Origin of the sequence: Brachybacterium phenoliresistens (genome assembly GCF_039530785.1) — a bacterium.
In the GTDB taxonomy this organism is placed as follows: domain Bacteria; phylum Actinomycetota; class Actinomycetes; order Actinomycetales; family Dermabacteraceae; genus Brachybacterium; species Brachybacterium phenoliresistens.
In genome coordinates, this window is record NZ_BAAAOW010000003.1 from 549,401 (window position 1) to 559,793 (window position 10,393).

General features: G+C 76.0%; 12 protein-coding genes. 2 read left to right on the forward strand and 10 right to left on the reverse strand.

What is annotated here, in order from left to right:
- The first annotated feature begins 277 nt into the window (after positions 1–277).
- Positions 278–4,228, forward strand: a complete 3,951-nt coding sequence (locus tag ABD234_RS10035; RefSeq protein WP_344355737.1) for a Pls/PosA family non-ribosomal peptide synthetase — start codon at positions 278–280, stop codon at positions 4,226–4,228.
- Positions 4,225–5,583 (forward strand): M1 family metallopeptidase, encoded by a 1,359-nt coding sequence (locus ABD234_RS10040; protein WP_344355740.1) that lies wholly within the window; start codon positions 4,225–4,227, stop codon positions 5,581–5,583. Before ABD234_RS10035 ends, ABD234_RS10040 begins: the two co-directional genes overlap by 4 nt.
- Here ABD234_RS10040 and ABD234_RS10045 read toward each other — a convergent pair.
- The 10 genes from ABD234_RS10045 to ABD234_RS10090 all read right to left on the reverse strand — a co-directional run bounded on the left by ABD234_RS10045 (position 5,556) and on the right by ABD234_RS10090 (position 10,313).
- Positions 5,556–6,050, reverse strand: a complete 495-nt coding sequence (locus ABD234_RS10045) for a 4'-phosphopantetheinyl transferase family protein (RefSeq protein WP_344355743.1) — start codon at positions 6,048–6,050, stop codon at positions 5,556–5,558. The genes ABD234_RS10040 and ABD234_RS10045 overlap by 28 nt on opposite strands.
- Positions 6,051–6,059: 9 nt before the next feature.
- Positions 6,060–6,383 carry a hypothetical protein gene (locus tag ABD234_RS10050; RefSeq protein WP_344355746.1) on the reverse strand — a complete coding sequence of 108 codons (324 nt, stop codon included), beginning with the start codon at positions 6,381–6,383 and terminating at the stop codon, positions 6,060–6,062.
- On the reverse strand, positions 6,367–6,924 hold the full coding sequence (locus ABD234_RS10055; RefSeq protein ID WP_344355749.1) for a hypothetical protein: 558 nt from the start codon (positions 6,922–6,924) through the stop codon (positions 6,367–6,369). Before ABD234_RS10055 ends, ABD234_RS10050 begins: the two co-directional genes overlap by 17 nt.
- Entirely contained in the window at positions 6,921–7,532 is a 612-nt protein-coding gene (locus ABD234_RS10060) for an RNA polymerase sigma factor (protein ID WP_038371959.1), read from the reverse strand. Before ABD234_RS10060 ends, ABD234_RS10055 begins: the two co-directional genes overlap by 4 nt.
- A complete protein-coding gene (locus tag ABD234_RS10065) occupies positions 7,529–8,230 on the reverse strand; it encodes a hypothetical protein (RefSeq protein WP_344355753.1) in 702 nt (233 codons plus the stop codon). Before ABD234_RS10065 ends, ABD234_RS10060 begins: the two co-directional genes overlap by 4 nt.
- Positions 8,231–8,243: 13 nt before the next feature.
- The gene (locus ABD234_RS10070) at positions 8,244–8,792 is read right to left on the reverse strand and encodes a DUF6286 domain-containing protein (protein ID WP_344355756.1); all 549 of its coding nucleotides are present in this window, start codon (positions 8,790–8,792) and stop codon (positions 8,244–8,246) included.
- Positions 8,789–9,133, reverse strand: coding sequence for an Asp23/Gls24 family envelope stress response protein (locus tag ABD234_RS10075; protein ID WP_344355759.1), 345 nt, complete (start codon positions 9,131–9,133; stop codon positions 8,789–8,791). Before ABD234_RS10075 ends, ABD234_RS10070 begins: the two co-directional genes overlap by 4 nt.
- A gap of 2 nt (positions 9,134–9,135) precedes the next feature.
- Positions 9,136–9,312 (reverse strand): hypothetical protein, encoded by a 177-nt coding sequence (locus ABD234_RS10080; protein WP_038371955.1) that lies wholly within the window; start codon positions 9,310–9,312, stop codon positions 9,136–9,138.
- A gap of 29 nt (positions 9,313–9,341) precedes the next feature.
- Entirely contained in the window at positions 9,342–9,857 is a 516-nt protein-coding gene (locus ABD234_RS10085; protein WP_038371954.1) for an Asp23/Gls24 family envelope stress response protein, read from the reverse strand.
- 183 nt (positions 9,858–10,040) lie between these two features.
- Positions 10,041–10,313, reverse strand: coding sequence for a GlsB/YeaQ/YmgE family stress response membrane protein (locus tag ABD234_RS10090; RefSeq protein ID WP_038371953.1), 273 nt, complete (start codon positions 10,311–10,313; stop codon positions 10,041–10,043).
- Between the last annotated feature and the right edge of the window lie 80 nt (positions 10,314–10,393).

Below are 10,393 nucleotides of genomic sequence, written 5' to 3' on the forward strand. Positions count from 1 at the left end.
GTACGCGCCGTGCGGGTACGCGCCGTGCACGAACGGCGGTCTGAGGTCCGCGAGCCAGTCAATCGCCTGGCTCGCGGCTCTGGGACCGCCTTTCGTGTCCGCGGCCGGGACCGAGCAGGGTGGCTGCGGGGCGCAGCGGGGTGGGGCGGCGACAGATGGGGCGGCGACGGGGCAGGGGGTCGAAGCGGGGCCGGCGGGGAGAGATGTTCGTCGCGGCGGGAGGCGGTCCGGGGTGCGGGGACACCCGGTGTTCACCGAGGCATAGTTGGATGCCGGGGTGACCGATCCCGTGCCCGGCCTCCTGCCCAGCCTCCTCGCCCGCGACAGGGCGCCGTCCCCGCGCACCCTCGTGGACGTCTTCCGGCGCACGGTCGAGGCCAGCCCGGACGCTCCCGCGATCGACAGCGGCGCCGAGTCGCTGACCTATGCGGAGCTGGACGAGGCCGCCTCGGAGATCGCCGCCCGCCTGCACGAGATCGGCGTCGGCCCCGGGGCGAAGGTCGGGGTGCGCATCGTCTCGGGGACCACGGACCTGTACGCGGCGATCATCGGGACGCTGATCGCGGGCGCCGCCTACGTGCCGGTGGACGCCGACGACCCCGACGAGCGCGCCCGGGTCGTGTTCGAGGAGTCCGGGGCCGCGGCGATCATCGGCAACGGGCTCATGATCACGCCGGTGGGCCCGGAGCGGCCCGCCATCGCGCAGCCGCGCCCGCCGCTGCCGGAGGACGACGCCTGGGTCATCTTCACCTCCGGCTCGACCGGGAAGCCGAAGGGCGTGGCCGTCACGCACCGCAATGCGGCGGCCTTCGTCGACGCCGAGTCGCGGATGTTCCTGCAGGAGCAGCCGATCGCCCCCGGCGACCGGGTGATGGCGGGGCTGTCCGTCGCCTTCGACGCGAGCTGCGAGGAGATGTGGCTGGCCTGGGCGTACGGCGCGTGCCTGGTGCCGGCGCCCCGCTCGCTGGTGCGCTCGGGCGTGGACGTGGGGCCGTGGCTGGTGGCCAACGACATCACGATCGTCTCGACGGTGCCGACGCTGGTGGCGCTGTGGCCCGGCGCGGCGCTGGAGAAGGTGCGCCTGCTCATCATGGGCGGGGAGGCCTGCCCGGCGGAGCTCGCCGCGCGCCTGCAGGCCCCGGGCCGCGAGGTGTGGAACACCTACGGCCCCACCGAGGCGACCGTCGTGGCGTGCGGGGCCCTGCTGGACGGCACGGACCCGGTGCGCATCGGTCTGCCGCTGGACGGCTGGGACCTGGCGGTCGTCGACGAGGAGGGCCGCCCGGTGCCCGAGGGCGGGACCGGCGAGCTGATCATCGGCGGGGTGGGGCTGGCCCGCTACCTCGACCCGGACAAGGACGCCGAGAAGTACGCGCCGATGCCCACCCTCGGCTGGGAGCGGGCGTACCGCTCCGGGGACCGGGTGCGCCACGACCCGGCGGGCCTGGTCTTCGCCGGCCGGGCGGACGACCAGATCAAGCTGGGCGGCCGCCGCATCGAGCTGGGCGAGATCGACGACCAGATGCTGCGGCTGCCGGGGGTGCGCTCCGCCGCCGCGGCGGTGCGCTCCTCCCGCTCGGGCAACCGGCTTCTGGTCGGCTACCTCACCGTCGATGACCGCTACGACGCGGAGGAGGCCAAGACCCTGTTGCGCGAGCGCATGCCCGCGGCCCTGGTGCCGCGCCTGGCGGTGGTGGACGAGCTGCCCACCCGCACCTCCGGCAAGGTGGACCGCGACGCGCTGCCCTGGCCGCTGCCCGCCGCCGGCCCCCGCGGCGAGGGCGGCCAGGGCGGCCCGGCGCTCTCGGGCACGGCCGCCTGGATCTCGGAGATCTGGGCCGATGTGCTGGGCGCCGAGGCCTCCTCCCCCGCGGACGACTTCTTCGACCTCGGCGGCGGCTCGCTGACGGCCGCGCAGGTGGTCAGCCGCCTGCGCACCCGCCACCCGGAGGTCGCCGTCGGCGACGTGTACGCCCACCCGCGCCTCGGCGACCTCGCCGCCTTCCTCGAGGCGATGGGCAGCACGAGCGTCGCCTCGGACCGGCGGGTGCCGCCGCTGCGCCGCCGCTCCCAGATCGCGCAGCTGGTGGCGCTGGTGCCGCTGCGGGGCCTGGCGGCGCTGCGCTGGATCACCGCGCTGATGATCCTCTCGAGCATCGGCGCGGCCCTCACCGACCTGCCGTGGATGCCGGCGTTCCCGCCGGGGCTGCTGGTCGTCTCGGGAGCGGCCGTCCTCACCCCGCCGGGCCGGATGATCCTCGCCGCGCTCGCGGCGCGGATCCTGCTGCGCGGCCTGCAGCCGGGCGCCTACCCGCGCGGCGGCCGCGTGCACCTGCGGCTGTGGCTGGCCGAGCGGATCCAGGACGAGCTGGGGGCCGCGGCCCTCGGCGGCGCGGCCTGGTTCCCGTTCTACGCCCGCCTGCTGGGCGCCCGCATCGGCCGGGACGTGGACATGCACACCCTGCCGCCGGTCACCGGCATGCTCGAGGTCGGCGCGCACGCCGCGATCGAGCCGGAGGTCGACCTGGCCGGCACCTGGATCGACGGGGACCGGGTGCGGATCGGCACCGTCCGCATCGGCGCCCGGGCCCGGGTGGGGGCCCGCAGCACCCTGGGCCCCGGCGCGCGCATCCGCAAGGATGCCGAGGTCGCCCCCGGCTCCTTCGTCACCGGCACGGTCGGCGCCGCGGAGTTCTGGTCCGGCGCCCCGGCCTCCCGCCAGGGCACGGCCCGCGGGCCGTGGGAGGCGACGCCCCCGCGCCGCAGCCCCCTGTGGACGGCCCTGTACGGCCTGGTCGGCGCGCTGATCTCGGGGCTGCCGGCGCTCGCGGTGGTGGTCGGCGCGGCGGTGCTGGCCCCCGCAGTGCGCGGGACGGAGACCCTGGGCGCGGCGCTGGCCGCGGCGCTGCCCTGGCTGCCGGTGGCGGCCCTGGCCGGCTACGCGACCCTCGCCCTGGGGGTGCTGCTGCTGACCCGGGTGCTCGCGCTGGGCATCTCCCCCGGCCACTACCCGGTGCGCTCCGGGGCGGGCGTGGCGATCTGGGGCACCCTGCGGCTGCTGGACGAGACCCGCACCTGGCTGTTCCCCCTGTACTCCGGCGCTCTCACCCCGATCTGGCTGCGCCTGCTGGGCGCCCGGATCGGTGCGGGCGTCGAGGCCTCGACCGTGCTCATGATCCCGAAGCTGGTGCAGGTGGGCGACCACGCCTTCCTCGCCGATGACACGCTGATCGGCTCCTACGAGCTGGGCGGCGGGCGGATCCGGGTGGAGCGGGTGAAGGTCGGCAAGCGCGCCTTCGTCGGCAACTCCGGCATGCTGGCGCCCGGCCGGAAGGTGCCCAAGCAGTCGCTGGTGGCAGTGCTCTCGGCGGCGCCGCGGCGCAAGTCCGCGAAGGCCGGCACGTCCTGGATGGGCAGCCCGCCGCGGAAGCTGCGCCGCACCAGCTCGGACCAGGACGAGACCCGCACCTACGATCCGCCGCTGCGGCTGCGGGTGCTGCGCGGCCTGGTCGAGACCTGCCGCCTGCTGCCGATGCTGGCGGCCATCGTCCTGCACCTGGCCGTCGCCGCCGCGCTGTGGTGGCTGATGGATCCGCGGCCGACGGGCCCGGCATCCCGCGCGGCCGCCGCCCTCGGCGCCCCCGAGAGCACGCTGTGGGGCCCGCTGCTGGTGCTGCTCGCGGGCGGGGCGGTGCTGCTGGCCGGCAGCGTCGCCGCGGCCGCGATCACGGTGGCCGCGAAGTGGCTGATCGTGGGACGGCACCGCGCGGGCGACCATGCCCTGTGGACGTCCTTCGTGTGGCGCGACGAGCTGGCCGACACCTTCACGGAGGTCCTCGCCGCGCCGTGGTTCGCCCGCACGGCCACGGGCACCCTCGCCCTGACCTGGTGGCTGCGGGCGCTGGGCGCGCGCATCGGCCGCGGGGTGTGGTGCGAGAGCTACTGGCTGCCGGAGACGGACCTGGTCTCCCTGGGCGACGGGGCGACGGTGGGCCGCGGCTGCGTGGTCCAGACGCACCTGTTCCATGACAGGGTGCTGAGCATGGACGCCGTGACCCTCGCCGACGGCGCGACGCTGGGACCCAACAGCGTGATCCTGCCGGCGGCGAGCATCGGCCGCCATGCCACCGTCGGCCCGGTCTCGCTGGTCATGCGCGGCGAGGGCGTGCCCGCGTCCACGCGCTGGGTCGGCAACCCCATCGGCCCCTGGGAGGAGGAGCAGGAATGAGCGCAGCAGGACCGAGCGCCGCAGGACCGCGCGGAGCGGGCACCGACCCCTACGTGCCCGGCCACGGCGAGGCGAGCTTCGCCGTGGAGCACTACGAGATCTCCCTGGCCTACAAGGTCGCGGGCAACCGGCTGGATGCGGAGGCAACCCTGCGCTGCCGGGCGCTGGCCGATGCCCCCGCGATCCGGCTGGACCTGCACGCCCTGCGCGCGCAGAAGGTCTTCGTCGACGGCCGCGCCCGCCCGTCGCGCCACCAGCAGGGCAAGCTCGTGATCGCCCGGGCGATCCGCGCCGGCGAGGAGTTCGAGGTGCGGGTGCGCTACGACGGCAGGCCGCGGCCGGTGCCCTCGCGGGTGCTGGGCACGGCCGGCTGGGAGGAGCTGGCCGATGGCGCGATCGTCGCCGCGCAGCCCCACGGCGCGCCGTCCTGGTTCCCCTGCAACGACCGTCCCGACGACAAGGCCACCTACCGCCTGCACGTGAGCGCTCCGGCGGACTACTACGTGGCCGTCTCCGGCGAGCTGGTGGGCACCCGCCGCCACGGCAGCTCGGTGACCTGGACGTACGAGCAGCCGGTGCCGATGGCGACGTACCTGGCGACGGTGCAGATCGGCCGGTACGAGGTGGTGCGCGAGTCGGCGCCGCCGGTGCCGGTGCGCACGATCGCCCCGCCGCAGCGCGACCGGGCCGCGTTCGACGCCTCCTTCGGGCGGCAGGCGGAGATGCTCGCCTTCTTCGCCTCCTGCTTCGGGCCCTACCCCTTCGACTCCTACACGGCGGTGATCACCCAGGACGACCTGGAGATCCCGCTGGAGTCGCAGGGGCTGTCGACCTTCGGGCAGAACTTCGTCTCCGCCGAGTGGGACAGCGTCCGCCTGGTCGCCCACGAGCTGTCCCACCAGTGGTTCGGCAATGCGGTCACCGCGAGCAGCTGGCGCGACATCTGGCTGCACGAGGGGTTCGCCTGCTACAGCGAGTGGCTGTGGTCCGAGCACTCCGGCGGCCGGTCCGCGGCCGAGCGCGCGGCGCAGCATCACGCCAAGCTCTCCCGACTGCCGCAGGACCTGATGCTGCGCGACCCCGGCCCCGCGCTGATGTTCGACGACCGCGTCTACAAGCGCGGCGCGCTGACCCTGCATGCGCTGCGCTGCCGGGTGGGGGACGCGAGGTTCTTCGACATCCTGCGCTCCTGGGTCGCCGAGCACGCGGCCGGCAGCGTCACCACCGAGATGTTCGTCGAGCATGCCGCGGCGCGCTCCGGCGAGGACCTGGGCGGGCTGTTCGACGCATGGCTGGACCGCCTGCCGCTGCCGGCGATGCCCGGCCCTCACCAGGCGGCGAGCGCCAGGCGGTAGCCCTCCGGGGCGGGGAGGTCCCGCACCGGGTGGTCGGCCGCCCGCAGGGAGGCCATCGGCACCGCGAGGCCGCGGCCGTCGGCCTTGAGGATCGCCTCCTTGCGGCACCACAGGGCCGCCTGCGCGGCGGGGTCGCGGTCCTGGCCGTGCTCGCTCGGGTGCAGCACGAGCGTGCTGTCCCAGCCGGCGGCGACGGCGGCGATCTCCTCGATGTCCACGCCCAGGTGCGCCGGGCGCCCCACCGCGGTCACCAGGTGCGGGCCGGAGCGGGAGATGCTCACCCCGACCTGCTCCCTGCGCCCGGCGGCCCGCGCCCAGGGCCGTCCGTGCGCGGAGGAGCCGCAGCGCGGGCACAGCCGCCCCACCTGCACGGTCGCCGGGGCGACGCCGAGGAGGGCGGCGACCTGCTCGCGGAGGATCGCCTCGGCGTCCGCCGCGACCGGATGGATCTGCACCTCGGGGTCCACCCGGGAATCCTAGGTCAGGGACTGCACCTTCACGCGGATCACCGTGTCCGGCGGGAGGTCGCCGGCGACGGCCTCGCGGACCGTGCGCTGCAGCAGCGCGACGATCTCCCGCACGGGGGCGGCGCCCCGCTCCAGGCCGACCTCGAGGGTGATCGTCCCGCCCTCGGGGTCGATCACGACGCCGTAGTGGACGGCGCCCTCGCCGGCACGGCGGATCCGGGCGTCGATGGTGCGCAGCGCGGAGCCGATCCCCGGCTCGATGCCGCGCACCCCGGGCAGGGCGCCGACGATCTCGACCAGCTCGGAGGCGGTGATCCTAGGCGGTGTCGTCATCATGGAGGTCCTCGATGTGGATGTCGACGGCGGGCAGGGGCAGGTCGAGCTCGCGCTCGCAGGCCTCGAGGACGGCGCCGCGCACCGTCTCGGCGAGCGCGGGCAGGTCGCGGCAGCGCCGGGAGGCGGTGATCCGGCAGGCGATGCGGACGGGCCGGCCACGGGAGAGCCGCTCGCCGTGGGGCTCGGCGTGGTCCACCCGCGAGCGCAGGGCCCGCACCCCGGGCACGGCGTCGACCGTCTCCCGGATGAGGGTGCGCAGGGCCAGCTCGGAGAGGCTGTAGGGCCCCTCGGGGGTGGGCGGCATCTCGACCTGCCGGCCGTGGCGGACCTCGGCGCGCACGGAGGCCTTGATGAGGTCCATCGCCCGCGCGGACAGCTGCACGGAGGCGTCGCCGCGCTCCTCCTGCTGCGTCCATTCCCTCCGGGCGGAGCGGATCATCTCCTGGTAGCGCAGGGTCGCCTCGTGGGAGAGGGTCTCCTCGGGGTCGTCGGGGGTCTCGGGCGGTTCCGGGGTCGGAGCGCGCGTGTCGTCGGTCATCTCCATCCCTCCATCCGGTCGAAGATCTGTCTGCGGGCGCGGGCCAGCCGGCCACGGACCGTGGCCTCGGTACCGCCGGTGATGTGCGCGATCTCGCGGTACGGGAGCTCCTCGACCTCGCGCAGCACCCAGGCGGTGCGCAGGTCGGGATCGAGCTGGTCGAGGACGTCGGTGAGGGCGCGCAGCTGCGCGTTGACCTCGGCGCTGCGGGCGGGGTCCGGGGTGCGGCCGATGCCTGCGCGGAGGCCGTCGCCGTCCGGTGCGCCGTCGGCGACGAGCTCGAGGTCCTCGTCGGCGTGCGCCCGGGTGGCGCGCCGCGCGAGGCGGCGCACCACGTCGGTGGCCCGCCGCGTGCAGATCCGGGAGATCCAGCCGCGGAAGGCGGCGGGCTCCTCGAGCAGGCCGATGCGCTTCCAGGCCTGCACGAGGGTGTCCTGCACGACGTCCTCGGCCTCCTGCCGGTCGCCCAGCAGCAGGTAGGCGGAGCGGAACAGCCGCCCCTGGTGGCGGTCGACGAGCTGCTCGAAGGCGGCCACGTCCCCGTCCTGGGCGCGCAGGACGAGGAAGCGGTCCTCCTGGCGCTCCTCGTCGTCGGGTGCGGTGCTCATGCGGCCCCGGCTCCTGCCGCGGGCGCCGGGGCCGGGTCCGGGTCCGGCTCCGGGTCCGCCGCGGGGGCGGGCCCCGAGGGGGCCGACCGCGCGGCCTCGACATGCGCGGGGCGGCGGCCGCGGGCGGCCGCGGTGCGCAGCGCCACCAGCACGTCGACGCGGTCCGGGTCCGCGCCGAGGACGGTGCGGACCTCGCGCGCCAGCAGGGCGCGGGCTCCGGCGATCGCCGCGGAGATCTCCGCGTCCTCGGCCACGCCGATGCTCGCCTGGATCCAGGGGGCGCTGAGCGGCCCGCCCAGGCGGACCACGGCCGAGCGCACCCCGGGCTCCGCCTCGACCTGCTCGGCCAGGGCCCGCTCGAGCACCTGCGGCCGGAAGGAGGCCAGCAGGGTGCCGTCCTCGTCCAGCACCCGGCGGCGGGTCGCATCGGGCCGGGCAGGGATCTGGGACCGCAGCAGCGCGATCCCGGCGGCGACGCCGAGCGCCGCGAGTGCGACCGCGGCCGGCAGGAGCCCGGTCCGATGGGCCTGCGCGAACCGGGCGAGCTCGGTCCCCGGCTCGGGCAGGGCGGGGACGAGCTGCGGCCAGGCGGCGCCGAGGTCCAGCGGGACGGCAGCCAGCAGGACGGCCGCCGCCAGCGCGGCGAGGCCGGCGAGGGCCAGCGCGGTCCGGTTGCGTGCCCCGGAGATGCTGCGCATTCCTGTCCTCCTCTCAGGAGGTCCGTCGTGCTCGCACGAGCACGCGCGGGTCGTGGACGGGGCGGATCTCGGCGATCGTCCCGTGGGCGGCGCGCCGCGCCGCCGCGAGGACGGGCGCGGTGTCCTCCAGGACGGTCGACACGGTGATCCGCACGGTGCGGGGTCCGGCGGCGGCCCGGGCGGACCGGACCCCGTCGACCTGCTCGAGGCGGGCCCGGAGGCGGCGCTCGAGGTCGCGGTGCGGCAGCGCGGTGGTGCCGGGGACGGCGTCGCCCAGCACCGCGCGGGTGCGCGGCCGGCCGGGCCGCAGGGCGGCGACCAGCAGCACGATCCCGAGGATCGCGCAGCCGGCGGCGGCCGCGAGGAAGGCCGGGTCCGCGAGGCGCAGCGCCCCGAGGCGGGCCATCGGCTCCTGCAGCGGCGCGGGCCAGCTCCCGGTGAGGAGCAGCGCGCCGAGGGCCCACAGGGCCAGGCCGCCGGCGGTCAGCAGGGCCAGCGCCAGCAGGGTCGCCGGGACGGTGCGGGTGGGGCGCGCCACCAGGGGGCGGGGGATCGTGCTCATCGCAGGCCTCCTCGGGCGGGGTCCTGGGGGCGCAGCGCCCGGATCTCGACGTCCAGGCGCCCCACCGAGACGCCGGCGAGCGCCTCGACGCGCCGGACGACGTGCGCACGCAGCGACCGGAGGGTCGCGGCGAGCGGGACGGGGTGGGCGAGGTCGACCTCGAGGCGGAGCACGGCCGTGCGGCCGTACAGCTCGCAGTCGGCGTCGGGGCGGGCCGCGGGGCGGGCGCCGCGGCCCGCGGCCGACGCGGCGGTCTCCGCGGCGGCCTGCTCGGCGATGCGGGCGACGACCTGCCGCGGGACCGTCGTGCTGCCCCGGACGAGGGTGTCGAGGCCGGTCACGGTCATCCCCTCCGGCGCTCGGAGATGCCCTGGATGTCGATCCGGCCGTCGATGACCAGGCCCACGGCCAGGCCCACCATCGCGAACACCAGGACGAGGAAGAACTGCGAGAACGTGCCGAAGGCGAGGACCGCCCCCAGCAGCAGGCCCACCAGCAGGCTCAGGTGCGATGTCTTCATGACAGCTCCTTCGGGTCGGGGCGGGCGGGTCACTGCAGCTCGGTGCCGCGGGCGCCCTCGTCGCGGGCGGCGTCGTCCTCGGGCAGGTGGACGTCCACGACGTTGACGTTGACCTCGAGCACCTCGAGGCCGGTGGTGGTCTCGATCTGCTCGATGATGCTGCGGCGGATCGCATCGCCCACCTCGACGATCGAGGCGCCGTACTCGACGACGATGGTCACGTCGATCGCGGTCTGCGTGTCGCCCTTCTCGACGCTGATCCCCCCGGCGACGTTGGTCTGCGCGTTGGGGATCCGGTCGGTGACGGCGCTGAACATGCGCCGGGCGGCGTTGCCCATGTCGTGCACGCCGGGAACCTCGCGGGCGGCCATGCCCGCGATCTTCGCGACCACGGTCTCGTCGAGGGTGGTGATGCCGCGGCTGGTCTGCAGCGGTCCGCGCGGCGTCTGCGCCGCGTCCTCCTGCCGCGCTCCCGCCGCGGCCGCGCGGCTGCCGGGCCGGGCGTCCTGCTGCTGACCTGCCTGCGGGTCGGGGGTGCTCGCCATGGTTCCTCCTGTGTTCGGGCCGGTCGTTCGCCGGCTGCCCTTCGCGGACACCTCCAGGACGTCACGACCGCCCCGGATGTCACGCGCCGCGATGTGGCGCCGGACACGTCCCGGGAACGGAGGAGCCCCGGGCCGCCGCCGGGTGGCGGCGACCCGGGGCTCCGGGATCGGGCGGGGTGCGCCTCAGGCGCGGTCCTTGGTGATCAGGCCCCACACGAACGAGAAGACGATCGCGCCGATGACGGCGATGAACAGGGAGCCCCAGGACCAGGGATCCGAGAGCACGGCCCCGACCCCCTTGCCGCCGAAGATGCCGAACAGGAGGCCTCCGACGAAGGCGCCGATGACACCCAGCAGGATGGTGCTGATCCAGCCCCCGGCCTGCTTCCCGGGGAGGATGAGCCGGGCGAGTGCTCCGGCGATGAGACCGACGATGATCCAACCGATGATGACCATGGGTTCTCCTCCTTCTACTTCCTCAGCGCCCGGCGCGATGCCGGGTCGCGGCGAGGGCTCCGCCGTGCGGCGGGAGCACC